General features: G+C 61.5%; 13 protein-coding genes. 9 read left to right on the forward strand and 4 right to left on the reverse strand.

Going from position 1 to position 19,989, the window contains the following annotated elements:
- From AC0L2Y_RS24135 to AC0L2Y_RS24150, 4 genes are all read right to left on the reverse strand, one after another.
- Positions 1-254 (reverse strand): ATP-dependent DNA ligase (locus AC0L2Y_RS24135; RefSeq protein WP_473559949.1); only part of this gene is annotated, 254 nt, incomplete at its 3' end.
- 119 nt (positions 255-373) lie between these two features.
- A complete protein-coding gene (locus tag AC0L2Y_RS24140) occupies positions 374-601 on the reverse strand; it encodes a DUF6894 family protein (RefSeq protein WP_473560103.1) in 228 nt (75 codons plus the stop codon).
- Between the two features lie 16 nt (positions 602-617).
- Positions 618-1,343: a Crp/Fnr family transcriptional regulator gene (locus tag AC0L2Y_RS24145; RefSeq protein ID WP_473559951.1), complete on the reverse strand. Its 726-nt coding sequence runs from the start codon at positions 1,341-1,343 to the stop codon at positions 618-620.
- A gap of 200 nt (positions 1,344-1,543) precedes the next feature.
- Entirely contained in the window at positions 1,544-1,870 is a 327-nt protein-coding gene (locus AC0L2Y_RS24150) for a hypothetical protein (protein ID WP_473559952.1), read from the reverse strand.
- Between the two features lie 1,056 nt (positions 1,871-2,926).
- Here AC0L2Y_RS24150 and AC0L2Y_RS24155 point away from each other — a divergent pair.
- From AC0L2Y_RS24155 to AC0L2Y_RS24195, 9 genes are all read left to right on the forward strand, one after another.
- Entirely contained in the window at positions 2,927-3,352 is a 426-nt protein-coding gene (locus tag AC0L2Y_RS24155) for a YidB family protein (RefSeq protein WP_473559954.1), read from the forward strand.
- 2,716 nt (positions 3,353-6,068) lie between these two features.
- A complete protein-coding gene (locus AC0L2Y_RS24160; protein ID WP_473560104.1) occupies positions 6,069-6,782 on the forward strand; it encodes an SOS response-associated peptidase in 714 nt (237 codons plus the stop codon).
- Positions 6,783-7,077: 295 nt separating this feature from the next.
- Positions 7,078-7,677 (forward strand): Lcl C-terminal domain-containing protein, encoded by a 600-nt coding sequence (locus tag AC0L2Y_RS24165; RefSeq protein ID WP_352566612.1) that lies wholly within the window; start codon positions 7,078-7,080, stop codon positions 7,675-7,677.
- Between the two features lie 538 nt (positions 7,678-8,215).
- Positions 8,216-9,289: a hypothetical protein gene (locus AC0L2Y_RS24170; protein ID WP_352493284.1), complete on the forward strand. Its 1,074-nt coding sequence runs from the start codon at positions 8,216-8,218 to the stop codon at positions 9,287-9,289.
- The gene (locus AC0L2Y_RS24175; RefSeq protein ID WP_473559956.1) at positions 9,286-10,614 is read left to right on the forward strand and encodes a hypothetical protein; all 1,329 of its coding nucleotides are present in this window, start codon (positions 9,286-9,288) and stop codon (positions 10,612-10,614) included. The genes AC0L2Y_RS24170 and AC0L2Y_RS24175 overlap by 4 nt, the downstream gene beginning before the upstream one ends.
- Positions 10,611-14,459 carry a coiled-coil domain-containing protein gene (locus AC0L2Y_RS24180; protein WP_473559957.1) on the forward strand — a complete coding sequence of 1,283 codons (3,849 nt, stop codon included), beginning with the start codon at positions 10,611-10,613 and terminating at the stop codon, positions 14,457-14,459. Before AC0L2Y_RS24175 ends, AC0L2Y_RS24180 begins: the two co-directional genes overlap by 4 nt.
- Complete coding sequence (locus tag AC0L2Y_RS24185; RefSeq protein ID WP_473559958.1) at positions 14,456-15,796, forward strand: hypothetical protein; 1,341 nt, start codon at positions 14,456-14,458, stop codon at positions 15,794-15,796. The genes AC0L2Y_RS24180 and AC0L2Y_RS24185 overlap by 4 nt, the downstream gene beginning before the upstream one ends.
- Positions 15,793-17,838 carry a hypothetical protein gene (locus AC0L2Y_RS24190; RefSeq protein WP_473559960.1) on the forward strand — a complete coding sequence of 682 codons (2,046 nt, stop codon included), beginning with the start codon at positions 15,793-15,795 and terminating at the stop codon, positions 17,836-17,838. Before AC0L2Y_RS24185 ends, AC0L2Y_RS24190 begins: the two co-directional genes overlap by 4 nt.
- Before the next feature lie 19 nt (positions 17,839-17,857).
- Positions 17,858-19,978, forward strand: a complete 2,121-nt coding sequence (locus tag AC0L2Y_RS24195; protein WP_473559962.1) for an RICIN domain-containing protein — start codon at positions 17,858-17,860, stop codon at positions 19,976-19,978.
- The last annotated feature ends 11 nt before the right edge of the window (positions 19,979-19,989 follow it).

Genomic DNA, 19,989 nt, shown 5'->3' on the forward strand with positions numbered 1-19,989 from the left:
AGCGCGTCGAAGTCGGGCAGGCCGGCCGCATTGGTGACCACTGCCTCACCCTCGAAGATCGCGTTCTTGACGTCAAGTTCCCGCGCGGCTTCGACGAGGCCGGTGTATTTACTCGTCCAGTCTGCGCCGGATTTGGTAAAGGCGCGGATGTCGTCGCGGCTGTTGATGACGATCTGGGTGCGATAGCCGTCGAGCTTGATCTCGTGAATCCAGTGCTCACCCTCGGGCGGCTTGGCGACCAGCTTGGGCTCCATCGGCGGAATGAACTCGAGGCGGCCGGCCGCCGGTACCTACAATTTTACCCACCCAGTCAATACTAGGTACAAAGCTATATTAGCTAGAGTGAACGGAACGTGATTCCGCATGGCTGTCTTTAAGGGCGAGGATCAACAACATCGCTGAAGGGCATTGTTAGCACGGTCCTGCCGCTCTCGTCGGTGACCTCGAAGCTGCAATCGAACCAGCTTCGGATCGTGTCCATGCGGGTCCGGAAAACGAGGTCGTGCGCGGTCGCGAGCGCATGCCCGCGCACGGCGTCGTCATTTGCCAGTTCGTCGCCTTCGTAATCAGGGATTAGGCGACCGCGGTACCGCACATTCATAAAGTAGCGCAACACATCATCGCTCGCGCCTGATTGGGAACTGGAATACGTTAGAGTATTCCTTTTCGGCAAAGCCGTAGGACTGGCCGGCAATCTGTTCCAGCTTCGCTCGATTCCTCATGATAATGTGACCACGTGTGGCCCTTATCACCCCGGCACCCTCCAGCATCTGCACCGCCAAGGTCACGCCGGGGCGACGCGTACCGAGCATGACGCTCATAAATTCGTGCGTGATAGGCATGTCGTCCTGCTCCAGCCGGTCATGCGTCATCAGCAGCCACCGCGCTAGCCTCTCCTCGGTCGAGTAGCCCGCATTTGCATAGGCTGTCTGACTGACTTGCACGATGAAGGTATGCACGAAGCGGAGAACGAGCGCGCGCAGCGTGCTGCTGCGGTCCATTGCCGAAAGAAGCTCGCCCGCCTCAATCCGCAACGCTTCGCCTGCAGCCTGGACCATGCAGGTGTGGGGCGTGCGGTCCACACCGAGCACGACAGATGTTCCAACCAAACCCTCCCATCCCACCATGCCGACCTCGAACCGTCCTTCTTCGGTGTCCGCCACGATTGAAGCAATCCCACGTTCGGGGAACGTAACATGGGTGATCTTTTGTTCGGCTCTGAACAGGTGTTCGCGCAACCCGAACGTGACGGGTTCGAGATGTGGCTGCACGAGCCCAAAGTCGTCGGGCGACAAGGACGTGAGCAGACGGTTGCGAATGCTTAATTGCTGAAGCTGAGCCACGCTCTTGCCTCCCAGTTGGGGCAAGAGCACGAGCACCTCTAGCCATCTCTCAGCCGCTTGCGCCCGTGGACGTCGGCAAGCGATGGGTATTTATCTTCCTAAGTCCCCTCGCAAGCAACGATGAAAGCTACTGTCAGGGCTTAGGTACGAATTCGAACAAACCGCCGCGAGCCGCAAGATTCTGGCGGAAGACGGGCCGGTTAGTTCAGCGCTGGCGGCTTGCCGGGTCTGAACCCCTTCAGCGCCGCCGCGATGCCCATCATCACTGATTGCTCGGGGTGATCGAGAACGCGCAGGGTGCCCGGCTCGTCGCCACCAACGCCGCAGATCGGCAGGACCTGATAATCGCCCTCGAAAGGCTCCGTGTCACCATTCGCGAAGAAGTCGTATTCGGGGAAACACCTTTTCAGGAAGGCCTCGACTTCGCGCAAGACCTGTTCGGACCGATGTCCCAACGGTGGCAGGATGATGAAGCTGTCGACCTCATCGACTGCCGGCATGCCCGAAATATCGATGCCAGAATACATCCCAGACCCCCCGAATGGATGTTCCATTTTCGTTAGATGATCACGTAGCCATGTCAAGCCACGGCGAAGGCGAAATCGCCGCACCTTTTCGGTGCGTCAATACCCACGTCTTTGCGATGGAATTCCCCGGGCGGTCTGGCAAGCTCGGTCCGAAAGGAGTTCGCCATGACGTCTCTCACCTGCAGCCTTGCCGCCGATACCAACGGAACGTGGCGGGTCGTTTTCTTGCCTGAAGAGTCGCATCTCTATGTCGAATTCGGTCAGCCCCAAGTCAGTTCAAATCCGGTCGACTGGATGAGTGCGGACGATTTCCTTGCGAGACGCCCGAAAGGCGAGCTTCACGAAAGGCCGCTCGACCGGTTAGTCTCGATCCTTCGCCACGCAATGAGGGTTCAATAAACGCAGAAAAGGCTGGCCTTTTGAGCTGCAACGCGCCCGGCCCGACGGCGGAGAAGGCTATTGCAGAGCCGGGGGAGTGGCTACCCACAGAAGCAGTGCAACCCCGATCCCATAGGGCACCAGCACGACCGCCAGCGCTATCCAAAAGCCGAGGTCCCCCAGGACTGCCATTTCACTGCGAAGCTGTTCCATCGCTTGCGTCCAAGGAGGGTGTGTTTTCAGCCTTCAGCCGCTTCTCCCGGAGCCGAGCGGTCTTTGCGTCTCGGGCCGCGCGCTCAACATCGATTAATGACCGTGCAGCATCTGACGTGCGCTGCTGTCTCTCATCTCTCTGGGTCCAAGTGGCCAACCGGCGCTCTCCTGTGCGTGGCCCGATCTGGGCGGATACTGCAGATCGAACCATCGTCACAGGCGGGTGTTCCACTCAAGAGAACAAAAAGCCCGCCGACCGAAGCCGACGGGCCAAGTGTAGCCGACAGCTAGGCACAATTGCTGTCTGGCCGGAGTACAAGGCACCAACACGCGAAAAGGCCGAAAGTTCCGCAGATGCTAATATACAACAGGTTCGCGGCTAGCCCGGAATTCCGATGGGAGACCCGAACCGTGGAACCTTTCAAAAGCGCATGACTTTTGCCTTCTTGTGGAAGGAGATACGAAATGAGCCTTGACATAGGAAAGGTCGCCATAGCCTTGCTTGGCCTGCTTGCCTACAAGAACAGGGACAAAATCGGCGAGTTGATCGCGGGCAGGAAATCGACAGATCCCAACGCTAGCGCGGGCTCCCCCGGCGGCTTCGGCGACATCCTGGACCGTCTCAGAAATGTCGGTGCGGGCGATCAGGTAGATTCCTGGGTAGGAAAGGGATCCAACCGACCGGTTCAGCGCGAACAGGTTGAGAAAGCAATCGACCCGCAAACGTTGGATGACCTGGCCGAGCAAACCGGATTGTCCCATGACGAGCTTCTCGACCGGCTCACAAGAGAACTTCCCGATGCAGTAGACAAACTCACTCCCGACGGCCAGTTGCCAGCGAGCAAAGGTCCAAATCTCCTGGACGAGGTCCCAACGACTGGTCGTACTTAGCGCCATCTCGCCATCGACAGCTAAGGTCGTCTCGGGTCGCTTTCGCTCGCAATCAGGCGGTTCGGAAATGGTTGCGAATGTGGTCGTTAAGTAGGCTGCTCAGAACACTGGCGCCCTCGCCCTTAACGTCGGATCGCTCCAGGTGCTCCACGACCCGGCACAAGACGATGTTGGAGCGGATATCGGCAATCGCCTCCTCGAGCGTACGCGCAGCTTCAGCTCACCCGGACAACCTTTCGGGCCAAAGCCTAACGTCCCGACCGATAGTTTCGGTCCGGCGGATGGCCAAGCTCGCGGCGTTGTGAGGCGGCTATTTCCCGATTTGGCACAATCGGATTGGCATCTGAGTTGCCTAGCAAGAGTCGCTGGCGTTTAGCCGCAGCGCAAACGCAGGAGAGGGAAAATGGGTTTGGCCCGGGATTTGTCCGACGTTACGCTCACGTTCGAATGCCCGAATTGCTCGCATCCGATGGTAAGGAAGGGCTCTGCGATAAGAACGATCGCGCACTTTGTATGCGACGGGTGCAAAGCCAAGGTGCGGCTCACTTATCCGCAGAAGCTAGCAATCTTCGAACGGCACAACGGACTGGCCGCGCAGCCGCGAAAGCACGCGCGCAGAGACCGTACGCTACCCACCGGGGCTCGATTGCTGCAGACAAAATGACTCAGAAACGGGCAAAGTTAAGCTACAGACCTCACTCGCGCAACGATTTACGCCGATCCGGTGGGCGATATTTTTATACGACCTATTCCGATGCGTTGTGGTCAGCTCAGGACGAATCCCGCCAATAGGACCGTAAGGAGCAGTGTCAGTGGGACGGCCAGGAGACAGCACAGTTCAAAAGTGTTGTCTTGGCGCCCGTCCATCGTGCTGATCCCGCTTTTGTGCTTTGTCATGTGACAGCAACGGGCAGTGGCAGCCGGCGGTTCCATACCTGTCGGTTCATGAATCGCTTGCCCTTCGTATATTAGCAATACCTTGACTACCACCAAGGCCGCTCCACCCTCATTCCATGGCGCGGATCAGCATTGGAGATGAGGTGGCACTAACCGCTACAGTTCGGCGTCGGGTTTTGAAGGATCGCGTAAGCGTCTCTATCCCGGGGGCTACAAATTCCCTCATTCCATCAAGGACAGCACCTCGAAGCTAAAGCGAGGCCAGCAACTCGAGCTTAAAGGAGAAGTTACCCGGATCGATGAGGAGAAAGTGACGATCGATCTGGGACCGCTGGTGACAGTTGATCTGGACAATGTCCGCCTGGCGGAGAAATACCGTCCACAGCAGCGCAGAACGCACCTACACGACAAGACAGGCTAGGCCTGTTCGTCATCGACTGGCCCTTGCGTCCTTCATTCGCATGCTTCGCTTCAATTAGCGTGAGCTAATATTTCGATAGCCGGCGCTGCCCCTCTAACCCCGCCGGTCAGGCCCGGCATCTTGCTGACAGCCCCGCCGGGTGGGTGCCGGGCCGCACCGTTCCTCTAGCACGCAGCGTTTTGTCGAGCGTGGAGGCCGTGTTTGGGCCCCTATGTGCCTCGCCCATCCACGAGCTGCCAAAAGCCACCATTGCCGCAGGACAGCGCTCATGCGCTGACCAGGGCCGCAGGCCATTGCTGGATCTGGCACGCGGACCCTTGTTTGTGCACGCTTCAGATCGAAAGCGGGTAAGCTCAGGATCACTCGTCCGGCCAGAAATCCTGAACCGAGCCATGGGCGAATGTGGCTGCGATGGCCATGAAAGATGCTTGACGCGCAGCCTTCTCACACCAGGTTTGATCCAATGGATCACCGGCTGCATCTTTAGGGCGTCTAGCCGTGGCATAGAAGGCGATTCCGCGGCTCCGCAACGAAAGTAGTTGCCAGCGTTGCCGTTGATCCAAGCTGAAGGGGGGCCAGGATGGCTGACGGCTACAGCAAGCCGGATTTCCGAGATCGCACCCACGTATCGGCGCAGAAATCCATGAGGTGAAATTTCGCCGAGCAGAATGGCCTGACGCCAGACCAGGTTCGGCAGCTCATCAGGACCCACGGCAATGTCCGAGCCCGCTGAGGGAAGCTGCCAAGGCGCAGATGGCGCGTGGACTTCGGAGGGCAAGCTTGCGCGGTGCGTCCAGCTTTTCCACCGTAAATTTTCGCCCATTCTCAAATTTTTTCCTCCATTTCGCGCGACTCAATTAGCATCTGCTGATGGAACGTCGTCACGCCCTCCGGAGAGTCACGAACGGGTTTTGGGAGGTCTATGATATAGATGACGGCGAGGTTGTCTTCACAGACGGGGTAGCTCTGACAAATTTGCAGGGAGAAGAGGCACTCGACGCCCTGGAGCTGCTAAAGGGCGGATTCCTGATCCCGAGCAAGCGAAGGCGTTCCCGATACTGACCGGCGTGAACTGCTGTCCGACAAGGTGCAGCATGGAATTATCGCGCATTACAGATGCGCGATAATTCCTATCGGCGCTCTGGTGGCAAGGTTTTTCGCGCATCTTAAATGCGCGATATTGTTGCGCAGAGATCAGACTGGGCGTGGCCCGCTCCCTTCAGATCGCGGCAGCCAACACTGCCCGGATGCATTCTAGCGCTGCCAGGAGGGGCCGCCTCGTGTACGCTTCGCCAAAGCAAGTCTTGCTAAACTTCCAGCCATTTCAAGGGAATGGAAGCCGTGCCTATTGCCCTGTGGACGTTGCGACACAGCAGCGATTGGAGCACATTCCACGCCATGTGCAATCTCTACAATATCACGACCAGCCAGCAGGCCATCCGCCAGTGGACACGCGCCCTGCGTGACATCCTCGGCAATCTCGAACCCTCCATCGACATCTATCCCAACCAGCCAGGCCCGGTGGTGCGCAACGCGCCGGACGGCGAACGCGAACTGGCCAATCTGCTGTGGGGCATGCCGACGCCACTGGAGCGGGTCAAGGGCAAGGCCGACTACGGCACCACTAATATCCGCAATCCGCAATACGGCCATTGGCAGCAATATCTCGGCATCGAGAACCGCTGCGTTGTGCCCGTCACCAGCTTCGCCGAACCCAGTCCGACGCCCGGCGACAAGGACCCCGAGACCGGCATTCAGCGCAACTACTGGTTTGCACTCGCCGAGGACCGCCCGCTGTTCTTCTTTGCCGGCCTGTGGACGCGCTGGCATGGCATTCGTAAGGTCAAGGACGGCCCTGGCGATCATCAGGTCTATGGCTTCATGACGACCCAGCCCAACGCGCTGATCGCGCCGATCCACGACAAGGCGATGCCGGTGATCCTGACCACGCCGGAAGAAACCGAGACCTGGCTCACCGCGCCGTGGTCGGAGGCAAGGCACCTGCAGCGCACGGCGCCCGATGACGCGCTGGTGATCGTCGAAAAACCGGCGACACAGATCAAGTTCGCGGCAGCGCCTGAACAGGCGCCGGCGCAAGGGTCGCTGTTTTAGGTATGGATCAACACTCGCTCCGCACTTAAGCGAACGGGCCTTGTCGCGCCGTCGCGCTCGCGCTTTGGCGCCCCCGGTGTGGTCTAGTGAGTTAGTTGTGGTCGGCTGTTCGCCAATATGCTTCCAGGCTGTTGGCATACGCCACGCAACCAGTTCCCCGTGTATGGAAAACTCTTGCAGCAGATTTTCGGCCGAGCACCAACTGGGATGTCCGTCATGGTGGCAGTAGATTCAAGGAAGTTCCTGTCCTCTTCGAAGTGCAGGAACTTTTAATTGTTCGCCGGTTCAAGTACGCTTGTTCGGATGGCACGCGGAACGCGTGTGCAGGGAGGAGGAAGGCATGCTTCGGATTGCTACCCTTGCGACTTTCAGCATTGGCTTTGCCGTTTTCGCAACCATGTCGGCGCCGCAGTCCCAAGCCGCACCTTGCGGTATTGTGCATAAGCAGGCCCGCCAGCCGCTGAATGACCAAAATTTCTGGCTGCTCGCTGAACATGGCGGCAGGGCCTTCGTTGACCAACGCACTTGCCTCGTTGCCAGGATAGACAGGCTTGATCAGCCCGCCACGCTGAGCGAAGCGATGGGCTATTGCGCTACGCTCGGACAAGGCGGGCCGTACGGCGATATGGGCTGGCAACTTCCGACGATGGCGGAATTGACGAGCCTCGATTCGGCGGACTGGCCAAGGCAGCGCGAGGCGTTCGCGCAATACAAGCTGCCACCGCTCGCGCGTAGCGAAACCGAATACTGGACGCGCACTGAATGGCCAGGGCTGGCAGGGTCCTTCGCGGTCGTCACATTCAGTGCACCCACGACGCTGGTGCGTCCGCTTGAAGCGACCAAGAAGGCAAGCGCATGGTGCGTCTTTGGGGTGACCGCCACGGGCGTTGACTAGCTGCTGGCGTCACCTATTGAGCACCATATCGCTCTTATGCGAGCTAATGTTTCGGCGATCGTGGAAGGCATCATAGAGTCGTTATGAAGTTGCCAAATTGGCGACCGCCAGGCGATTGCTGGACGTCTGCTCTTCCTCAGCGCAGTTTCTCAGGCCAGATCGTGACCTTCCGCACTCGAACGGTGGCGGAGCGACGCTTGGACGAGGCCAAGCGAGCGGAAAAGACAATTCTTTACGATGTGTTAACTGCCTCGACACTTAGGCCGGGTTTTCCGGGATGGAATGCAAAAAGCCAGGTGTGTTGACAGAGAAACTGTTTTAACTTACTTTATTGAGGCGTTTTATAGCGAATGTGAGGTTGAATTGGCCACGCCTTTGGCTGCCAATTTTCGCTGTAACGAGCAAATACCAAAAGTAGCCTGCTAGATATTGCCAGTAAAAAAGCAATGGGGCCGCCGCTTCGGCGGAAGGGGAGGCTTTTGTGCATTTTCCTTTGGTCGTTATGTTGAAGAGATGCGTCTTCAATACAGCGATCATCTTGGCCGCCGTTCTTGTGCTCGGCGGAGGAGTTGACCTCGCGGCAGCCCAGCAAATGTGCGGCTCCGCGCTATCGCAGTGCGATCTGCAGACCGACTCCGCATGTCTTGAACGCACCTATGCGTGCGGCGAATATGATACCGTTATCCAGTCGCTATTCGTCGAGCGGTTCGAACCGACGCCCGACCAGAAATACTTTGTCGGTGCGTCGTTCTACGGACGCCATATTCGTGAACGCGCCGCCGGCGTGCAGTGCGAGATGGTGAAGTTCGCGCGCGAATACCTGACCGACTATCTGTCCGGCGTCGAGGCTGCGTTCACCACCAGCGGCTCCTTCGGCACCATGCGACAGATGGATCAAATCTATCATGCCGCGCAGATGCTGAATGACCTTGGCGGCGTCACCGGCTGTCCCGAATCGGCGCTGACACGCGCTACCGTCGAGGACATTGCCCGCAGCGAAGCCGTGCGCTATGCGCGCTCGGTGTTCCTGCAGCCGCCGCCGGAAGCCCGTTCCTCGTTCGACACGCTGCAACTGGCGCTGAGGAGCTTCGTCAGTCGAGCGTCCGATCTCGAGACGGGCATCGCTCTGCGCCGCGTCGAGATCAAATCGGCCGATACGCACTTGAAGGCGATCCGCGCCATTTTTGCAGAGATATTCGGACCGGTGAGCGGTGCGGGCGCTACGCTGGTCGCCAACACCTCGATCCTCGACGGGCTGGCGGCCAAGACAACGCAGATGCTGCGCTCCGTCGAAGTCTCGGAGGGGGAGTTCAAGCGGGCGCTCGGCGACGTCACACCTGAGCAATACGCTAATCTCAATCGCAACACTGTCGCAAGCGCAGAGGACTTTCTCAAAATCTCTGCGTTCCACATCAACATGATCGGGGTGCTGCTGCCGACCGATCCGGCAAAACCCTTCTGGCGACTGGACGCCGAGGTTCATGCCGACAATGCGGCACAGGGCGCATTCAACGATCTCGCCAAAATAAAGGCTGACTGGAAGGCGCACGGCGCCGCGACCGGAATTTGCGCCCAGGCTGGCGCGGCCGACAGGGTGTGGTACTGCCGATGACAAGCATCCGAGCCCTTGCGCTGTTCCTGATCGTCAGTTGCGTCCTGGCCGGCGAAGCCGGCGCCGCATCGATCCTGGAGCGCGCTTACACGTCGGAGAAGCTCGACAGTTTCTGGAACGCGACGCTCTCTGGCGCGACGCCCGAGACGACCCGGTTCAGCCTGCTCGCCCCTGGTCCCGCCGCCGTCGAACCGAGTCACGAGGCCACGCAGCCCGATTTCGGCCTGCCCGTCGCCGGCGAGGTAATCGGTGAGGCATCGGCCCCTTCCGGCGGCAGCCGCGGCGTCGGTTTTCCGGTCATCCCGCTTTCGGCCGACGATGCTTCGGTGCTGATGCGCCGCCTCGCATGGGCGGAGATTTATCTCAGCCGCTACCGCTTCTTCGCCCCAGTTTCGACCGATAGTGCCGAAGAGCTCGCCGCCCTCGTCGGCCGACAATACGCAGCCGCCGTCGAGGCTTATCTGATCACCGGGCGACTCTACTTCTCGGGGGCCGACTTGCCGGAGAAATGCCGGCATCTGACGAGAATGAACGAGATCGATGTCGGGCCTTTGTCGGGCGCAAGCGCGGATGCGCTGCCTGCCGCCTGGCGTCCGCTATTCCCGATCGTCGAGGCCGTGCGGGCACGACTCGGCTCGGACGCCTTGGCGAAGCTGGTCTGTTCGGCCAAGCCAGTGCGCGGGCGCGCTGAGACGACTGCGCTGATCGAGACGCGGGTGCGCGGCCAGATCGTCAAGGCAGTCAGGACGAAGGTCGACGATACGCTCAACCTGATGAACACCGCTTCGACCGAATACCAGTCGCTGGTCAACGAGATGGACGTGTCGATCAAGTCGGCCGAGGTGATGGAGCTTGAGCGTGTGCTCGGCAACGCGCAGGCCAACATGGTGCTCGTCAAGGCGGATCAGCTGAAGGCAGCCGAGACGATCGCGACGCTGCAAGCCGTCGATCTCTCCAGCCTCAACCAGCCGGATTCGCTGAAGGAGTTCGAAGAGGGGAAGGCAAGGATGGCGCAGATCGTCGGGCAGATCGAAGGGGTGATGACGGCCCTGTCCGACCTCACGCATGTTGTCGACGATCCGGCGATCACGGCTGAGCTTTCTTCCTGCGCAGGACTGGGCGGAGCCTATTCAGCGCTCGACCTCACGCTCGACACTGGCGCGCTGACCGCGAAAATCAGCAGTCCCTACGAGGACTGTATCAACCATGCCCGCGCAGTGGTGGCACGGTTCCAGAATCCGTCGCTTTCCAAAGCCCAGATGGCCGAACTTGCCCGGCATGTGCGCCAGATTTCCGAGATCTTTCTGACGACGGGGCAGCCATGAGACGGTTCTTGCTGCTTTGCGGACTGGTTGCCGGCATCGTCTTCGGCACTGCGGGAATGGCGCGCGCACAAGATTGCATGGCGCTCGACGTCGACGCGGCCGCCGGCCATGCCGGCGAGCTGACGACGCTGCTCAAGATCGCCAATTTCCGAGCCGACGTGAAATATATGGGTGAAGTCGCAACCGAACTTGAACAGTTCCTGACGACCTGCGGCGACGAGACGACCGGACGACTGGCGATCGTGTGCGATTTCGACTGCCACCTGCAACTCGGACGCTATCGCCTGTTCCTCGCCGCCGACATGCCCTTCCTGTCGTCGGCGAGCGGCGTCAGCCGCAACGATACGCCGGTTTCGCCGCAGGCCGCGCAGGAATTCGGCCGGCAAGGCATCGAGATCGTCGACCGGGGCCTTCGCATTCTCGCCCGACAACAAGGCGGTGATCAGGGCACCGCGGCGGGAGAAGATGCGAGCTACCGCACCTTCGTGCGGCAGCTCACGGCGCTGTCTTCGCTGAAGATCCAACTGCTCATGAACACCGGCGACGTGTGGTATCAGACCGTCTCGGAGGCTCGCGTCAAGGCGCTCGACTTCCTGGTCAGCGATACACTGGGCGCCGTCGGAGGCGCTGGTCTCGACAGCCAACCCAACCTCTCCAAGGCCTACACCAACTACGAAGCCGCCATGTGGGTGCTGGTCGAGACGCAAATGGATATTCCGGGCGAGTCCACCTACGACGACCTTCGCGCCGACCTGCTGCTGCAGCAGAGCGACCTCGATGCGCGCATGGACAGCGTACGCAAGGGCTTCCTCTTCCTCAATATCGACCCGATGCAGTTCACGACGATCCCGTTCGAGGACCTGCAGCAGGCCCTGACCGAGAGCGAGCAGCGGTTGACCGAGGTCGAGCGCAATGTCGAGGCGCTGGTTGAACGGTGGTACGCCAACAAGGAAGGGGAAGCCACGCGCGCGCTCGACGAGGAGCGGACGATCCGTAGTCAGGAAGTCAACCTGATCGCCCACAAGATCGGCAAGCTGGAACACGAGGCGCAGACTTTCGCCACCACTGTCCAGCAGGAGATCAACGCGGTCGACGCCGAGAAGGACACGTTCGGCTATCGCCAGCAGATCAGGTCGCTGGAGATCGAGCTCGGCACGAAGATCGCCGAGTTCGAAAACCAGCGCCGTCAGATCAATGACAGGCAGGAACTCGACCTGATCGTCCTCTCCAAGGAGGCCGAAGTCGAGCGGCGCAACGAACTGCGCTGGCTGCTGAACTGGGAAATGACGCAGATGAACCTCGATCTGCAGATTTCCTCGCTCGAGAGCCAGATCACCGAATATGCCCGCCAGACCGAGCGCAACGCCAACCAGCTCGAACAGGCAGTTCGCCAGCGGCAGATCCTTCAAACCCAGATCGCCAACAACCAAGGCGCGATCGCCCGCGCCAACGACGCAATCACCGAACTGCAACTGCGCCAGACCGATCTCTATCAACGCCGCCGGGCCGTCGACCGCGAGCAGCTTTGCGGCATCGAGAATCAGCTCGCCCTGATCGGAGATACGGCCGACCATCCGTTCACGCCGTTGCTCGCGGGCGAACAGGCATGCCAGACCGTGACGCCAGCCTTCACGCGCAACCAATACGTTGCCCAGATGTGCGGCCCGGACGGTCAGTCGGGTCTCAGGGCCCAGCTCCTGAACTCGCAGACACAAGCGAAAGCATTCCTGATGAAGTGCGTTATCGGCAGCGCCGACTTCGCCGATGTCGAGCCGCTGATCGCCGACCAGCAGATGATCACATCGAATATCTCGCTGCCGCAGGAACTTGCGAACGTCGATTGCGGGTCTTTTTCCCAGACGGAAACGGACTTCGCCAAGAAACTCTACGAAGCTGAGCGGGACCTCTATGCGAGGAGAAAGGCGGACCTTGAGGAGGCGCGTGACCAGGTCGACGGCCAGTTGTCGGAAGTGATCGCTTGGTTCGTCGCGTTCAACGGCACCACACAGGCCGCGCAGGTCATCCTGACTTCGGTGCAAGGTGCATACTCGATCGGCGCTGCGGTGCCCGAGATCATCACCTGCGCCTGCGGCTTGGGCAGTGGTGTCGCGACTGTGGTGGACGTCGCCAAACCGATCAGGGCGGCCTTGGAAGCGGCCCAATCCATCCTGTCGACGATCATCAGCACCGGCCAGATCACTCAGGCGAACATAAATGAAATCAACGCGCTGAAGCAGCGCCTCACGCAGCTCCGCCAGGCGATCGCGCAACTGGATCTCGACAAGGCGCTCAAGGCAAGGGCGCTGGTCGACACCCATTTCCAATTGGCTGGCCGGCTGGCGCAAGGGGCACAGGACATCAAGGAATTGGCGCTGCAAGGCTCGATGGCGGCGGTCGATTGCCAGAGCCAAGATCTCAGCATCGACGAGCAAGTGGCGCGACTCAAGTCCGACCACGAACGCATCCTCGCCGGACTCGATCTTCAGGCCCGCGAAAACGACATGCTCAGTTTCCAGGTCACCGACCAGCAACGCACGATCGACCGGCTGACCAACGAGATCGCCATCCTCAACCTCGAACTCGACAAGCTGTCCCTCTCGGAAGCTCAGCTCAACCAGGACAATGCGCGCGTGGCAGAACTGGTCGCGGCAACCAACGGCCGCATCGAGCGCGTGCGTGCTGCGCAGACGACCGTAACCGGCCTCGCCGAGGAATCGAATGCCTCGACCAACCTGATCAACGAACTGCGCGACCGGCAGAAGGACAAGATGCTGGCGCTGAGCGAAGCCGAGCTCGCCTTCGTCGAGCAGCGCATCACACAGTCGCGCGGCAACACCGAGGAACTCGTCGCGGGCCTGAACCAGGCCAAGGATCTCGGTCTCAAGAGCCGCGCGCTGCAGGACAGCATCCTGAAATTCCAGAGCAACGTTCAGGCCGAGGTGACAAAGCAACAGGAGGACATGACGAAGCTCGTCACCCAGATTGACGATCCGGCGACGCGCAAGAATCTGTTCATCGCTACCCAGGAGACCGTCGCCGACCTGATGAAGGGCATCCCCGAATATCTGGTGACCAAGCGGCGCGTGCTCGAGACCGCCAACCGGCTGATGCACCTGATGCGCCGTCGCTTCGAAGTGGTGCAGGCCTTCACCGGCGAGGCGGCGACTGTGCCCGCGGTCTATGTGCGTAACGCAACCCAGCTCCAGGCGATGATCGACGACATCGTCGCCAAGCGCTTCTTCGACGAGCGACAGATCAATATCGATGTCGCCCAGATCGTTGTGCCCGCCAATTCCGGCTTCGCTCGCAAGCTCGCGCTTGACGAGAATGTCGAGTTCGAGGTTTCGCCCTTCGCGTCGACCGAGGCGCTGATGAAGGCAAACGGCTATTTCGCGCTGTGGGCGCCCAACAAATTCCGTGAACGCAAGAACCTGACCCTGATCGACGTCTTCGTCGGTACCGACTACCAGTGCACAGGGACGCAGTGGAACCGCTTCGCGTTGCAACACCGCGGCAGCGGCTTCGTCCTCAAGCCGCTGACCAAGGGGTCGAGCGAGGTCCGCGCCGACATTTCGGTCGGGCCGGAGCGGGTCGCTTTGCAGACCTTTTTCAACCGGGCCGACAGCGGCGACGAGATCACCCGGATCATCCGCTACTGGGTTCAGGATCGCTACCAGGCGCGCAAGTTCCCGCGGGCGCCCGGACCGTCGAACGACACGAGCCTGATCCTGCCCTATCTCGGCGCGCCGCTGATCGGTTCGTACCGATTGTCGCTCCAGCCGAGCGACTGCCCGTTCGATGGCGCTGTGTTCACTCTCTATTTCATCTTCGCGAGCGCGCCGTGAGAGCCGTCGTTGCCGCAGCAGCGCTTGCTCTGGCGCTTGGCGAGACCGGAGCAGTCGCGCGCGACCTGTTCGTCGACAATCTTGCCGGCTATACGATCGAATCGCGCGTTCTCGACGCTCCCAACTGCGAGGGGCCCGCCATTCCGGATGGCACGCTGAAGACCTTCGAGCAAGGCATCTGCGTCTTCCACCGCCCGGCCCGCAGTCCCGACGACAGCCGACGCGCGGCGAACCTGATGCGAGAGGCGCAGACACGCGGACTCCCGCCCGTTCACCAGCAGCTCGCCGGTCTGATTTCGGGCTTGGCCAACTGCGCCGAGGCGACGCGTCACCTCGACGCCTATCGCGCTTCGGGCAACCAGAGCCGGATGGAACAGACGCTGTTTTGTCGCGACCGGCGGCACAGCCAGGCTGACTTGAATGCGATTGAATGGAACCATGCGTTGTTCGAGTATGCCGAAAGGCTCGGTTCGAACCGAACGCTCGACCAGAGGCTGGCCGAGATGAGCGCTTGCGAGGCCGGCCCCTTGAGTGCCGATTTCGACGCCCAGTGCGGCCTGATCTCCAATCTGTCCGACACCGAGATCGATGCCTTCGCCGACGGGGCGGCCGGCAAGGTGATCGAGAGCTACTTCGCCAGCGTCGAGAGCCCGATCACGGCGATGTTTTCCCGAAAGCTTAAGCGCGCCGAGGGCCTGATGCAGAGTTCGCGCGCCGGCATCGACGACATCAAGGCCGGTGCCGACGCAGTGAACAAGGAGTATGCCGCGCTGAACCAGGTCTACGAGGCGGCGCGCGACACCAAGATGGGGCCGATCTACAGCGCCTACCGCGAGGCGATCCTCAGGGCGACCTCGATCCTTGACGAGTTCGACCGCTGGAAAGGCGGGCTGTTCATAACCTCGGAAAACATCAACCTGATGCCGAAGATCACGGAACGTTCGGGTGAGATCACCGGCGAGAAGACCCGCGTCGAAGGCCTCGCCTTCGAAGCCAAGGCGGGCGCGCTGGTCGCAGACATCAAGCGCATCATCAATGCTGACGCCGAGAACCGCGCCACTGTCGCCGCGCTCTGCCGGATCTACTTCTGCGAACTGACCAATCGCCGCGCGATGGCCGACGTCATCCGCACCTGCCGCCGGCCCGCGCTGGCCAACAATCCGCTGTGCGTCGGCCAAAACGGGCAGATCACCAGCGGAAATCTTACGGTCGACTTCCAGGGGCCGCACTCGATCTCGGTCAAGGAGTTGTGCCAGTCGGCTGGCCTCGATCCGTTGATGACCGAGGTCAACATGGATCCAGCCCGCGCAGCAAGCTGCCTGAGCGAATTGCGATGAAACAGGCGGCCGCCTTGCTCGCCCTGTTTCTCGCGGGCGCTTCGGTGGCCCGCGCCGAGCCGCAGCTTGCCGCTTTCGTGACCGACCAGAACAAGGACGTCTATGTCGCGCTTTTCGACGGCAAGGCGGTGGAACTCGCCGGCTGCGCCAGCCCAGGCCAGGCGAAGCGGCTGCTGCACCTGCCCGACACCGCCACCGTGTCGCAGACGACGCTCGCCAAGCTTCAAGCCGAAAGCGGCTTCGGGGCGCAGCCACGGCTGCCATGCCTTGGCACCGCATTCGATATTGACTGGCCGGCGACAACCGCGATCTGGGCCGATGTCGCGGCATCGGGCAATTATTATCTCCCCTCCCCCTCGGGCAGCGGCTATTTCGCCGTGCCCACCGCCTGCGCGGAGATCAAGGCGGCGCTCGCCATCCGCGAGCGACTGCAACTGCCGGGGGTGCTCCAGGGCTTCGTCGCGCCGCCAAGCGTGGGGACACCGTTCGTACTCGATTGCGGGCGCGGCGATCTCGGCGGCCCGTTGGACCTGGCACTGCCGAGCGCGGCCCGCTGGAGCCTGCACCGGTTTGAAACCTTCCTCAGCGCCGACAGCATCGGCGACACGGTCTATGTCGTGCGCTACACGCCGCCCGGCGAAGGGGTGCAGCCGTCCTATCTGCCCATTGTGCGCCTCGACGGCAGGGCGACGCGCGACATCATCGTCGATGCGGCTGCGGCGGAAGCGGTAGAGAAGAAATTACGGGCATTCTTCGGAATCGCCGAGGCCGAGGCCGTAACTCTACTCGGTGCCGACGCGGTCGCCGCGCTTCGTTCGGCGCCCTTCGTCGACCTGTGTCTGTCGAATTGCGAGGGCTATCAGCGCGAGCACGCGGCCTTCGCGCAACCGGGCATCGACCTCGGCCTGTCGCCGCTGCCGGCCGGCCCGTCCATCAGCTCGCTTGACTCCCTCGGCAATGCGCGGCTGGACTGGACCTTCGCGGACGGGCGAAGCCTGTCCTTCACGGGCTGCCCGCTTCTCACCTCGGCGCTCGGCCTGTCTGCCCCCGGCATTGGCGATTGGATGGGCGAGACCGATCGAGCGCTGACATCCGCTCCGGCGCCGGCTACCGGCTTCGACTGTCGCGGCTCGGCCAGCGATACGTGCATTCGCCGCATTAATGATGGTGGCACGCTGACGCTGACGCAATTCTCCGCCGAGGGCGATTGCGCCGGGCGGATCAATCTCAGGCTCGAACTGCCCGCAGCGGTCCAGGTGCCGCAGAGTCTGATCCTGAAAGGACTGCCGTTCAAGACGGTGCACATGGCGCCGGCCCCCGGCATCACCCGCACGCGGCTCGTCGGCACCGCCAACCGCATACCGGGCGGAACCTCGTCATGCATCCTGTCCGCGACGGGCGTCATCATCGTCGCGGATGGATTGCCGCGGCTCGAGCTCGAGCGGATCGATCTGGCACGGGCAGCCGATCAAACGACCGACGAGGTCGTCGCCGTGATCGCCCAGAACGGCACTGTCGCGCTCGACAATGTGACCATCGGTACCGTGGCGGACGGGTTGTCGCCGGTGGCGCGTGGCGTGTCTCTGTGCCTGGCCGATCTTTATGCGCGCGGCCTCAGGGTGGAAGCAGACATGCTGGCGATCCAAGGCGTAAGGGCACGGCTGCTGATCTCGGCCCAGACGCCCGCCCGCTCCAGCATTGTCCGCGCGCGCTTCGGCGCGGTGCTTACCTCCGACAGCCTGATGCGGGTGGAGTCTACCGACGTCTCCGCGGCCAATCCGCTGGTTCTGCGCGGGGCGATCGTGGCGGGCCGCTCGGTTGGCTTCGCACCCGCGGCCACTGGCCTTGCGGTCGGCTCTGCGATCCAGCTCGAGCGTGGTTCGTCGGCGAATTTCACCACCTCGACGGTATCCGGCTTCCGCTGTGCGGTCAGTTTCGCAGACAGCGGCTCAAGCGCCAGCTTCCTGCTGCCGGGCAACGACATCGCACGCGACAATACGAGCCGGGCTTGCGGGCCAGGCCGCTTCACCCTGGTCGAATAGAGCGGAAAGGAGAAACCAGATGAACCGCATCGCTGGCTCGCTGCTACTCCTGCTGACGCTGCTCCTGGCGATCGATGCCGGTCCGGCCCGCGCCGAGGAGCCGAAGGTCGTCCTGTTTGAGGACCCGACGCTGAACGCCAGCCGCTTGCACTATCCCCTGCTCATCACCGAGGGACGCGGCTACCGCATCCGCTGCAACGACCAGGCTGACGAAGAGGCGGTGATCCGTGGACTGGGCTTCGCCACCGTTCCGTCGCAAGTGCTGACGGCCGTCGACAATGCGGTCATCGCGGCCGACCCCGCCGCCAATCCGCTGTTGTGCCCGTCCGACGAGAACTACCCGATCAAGGTCTTTGCGCACGACGGCGGCAGTGGGCTCGTCTACTACCTTCAGTTCCCGACCGATTTCGGGTCAACATCCTTTTCCGACCAACTCTACATTCCCGGCTGCGCGGGCCTTGTCGCGGAACTCGGACTCAACCTCAGTCAGGCGATAAACGCCGATCCCACCCCATTCTTCGCCGGAAAGGTTCATACCATCGCATGCGTCGCCGGCGCGCCGCTTGTCGGCAGGCCGACGACCTTTGCCAGCTGGTGCATCAAGGATGACCTCGATCCGGCTCAGCAGACGACAGTCGAGGAATTGCTTGCCCTGACACCCGGTGGTGCCTCCGCGCTGGGCAATCCGGCGGCGTGCGCAAGCGCGCAGGATTTTCTCGCGTCTAGCACGACGCTCGACCTTGCCGGGCGACGGCTGACCAACCTTGAGCCGCTGGCGACACTCACCCATCTGACGAGCCTGACCTTGTCCGGCAATGAAATTGCCGACACGCGCGATCTCGAAAAGCTGACCGAGCTCAGCTTCCTCGATCTGTCGCGAAACAGGATCGGCAACATCAACGTAGCGGCAGCAATGAAGAAGCTGACCGACGCCGACCTCAGTTCCAACCAGATCGCCGATCTGCGACCGCTCGCCTCGGCGCGGGCTTTGACGCGGCTGGTTCTGGCCAACAACAAGGTGACGGACGTGTCACCGCTGCGGTTCCTCCAAGAACTCACGGCGCTCGACCTGTCTAAGAACCGGATCGCAGATGCGCGCGCCTTGATGGGCCTGACGAAGCTTACCGCCCTTAACCTGCGAGCGAACCGCCTGGCCACTGTGCAGTCTGTCAGTGCTATCCTGCCATTCAATCCTTCGCTGGACGGCAATGCGGTCTGCATCAGTCGGCCCGAGCACCCAACCGCGGCCTCCGGCAAGATTTTCGAAGCCTGCATTACGGCAATCAAGGAGGCTGACGTGGTGCTGGCAAACATGCAGACCGGCAAATGCCTGGCTGTTGCCGAGGGGCGCCTCGACAACAACGCGCCGGCAGTACAGTTCGACTGCGACAGCGACCGGTGGCGCCGCTGGAAGCTGGTCGAGACGGACGACGGTTTTCAGTTGCAGAACGTGCGGACTGGAAAATGCCTGACGATTGCCGGCGGGGTCAGCACCGAAAACAATGTTCCGGCCCTCCAATTCAACTGCGACCGGGACGCTTCGAGACGCTGGAAGCTGACGGCGACCGGCGACGGCTTTCAGGCCGAAAACGTGCTGACGAAAAAATGCCTGACGATCGCCGGCGGGGTGAGCACCGACGACGACATCCCCGCCCTTCAGTTCAACTGCGACCGCGATCCGGCACGGTTCTGGAGCATACGGGCGGCCGACCCCGAGGTCGTACTGGTGAACAGGCAGACCGAAAAGTGCCTGTCGGTCGCGGAAGGAAGAACCGACAATAACGCGCCGACGGTGCAATTCGACTGCGACGGCAGTCAATGGCAGCGCTGGAGGCTGGTTGAAGCAGGGGACGGTTTCCGGATGGCGAACGTGGAGACCGGCAAGTGCCTCACGATTGCCGGCGGGGTCAGCACCGACAACAACATTCCCGCCCTGCAGTTCAACTGTGACGACGATCCTTCCCGCCGCTGGAATCTGGTCGAGACGCGCGACGGAGTTCAGGCAGAGAACGTCCAGACGGGCAAGTGCCTCACGATTGCCGGCGGGGTTAGCAACTTGAACAACATCCCGGCCCTCCAGTTCACCTGCGACCGCGATCCGTCTCGCTATTGGACCATCAAGCCGGCAGACGCGAGGTAGCGTCGCTGGCG

It is taken from the genome of Mesorhizobium sp. WSM4830 (genome assembly GCF_055811495.1).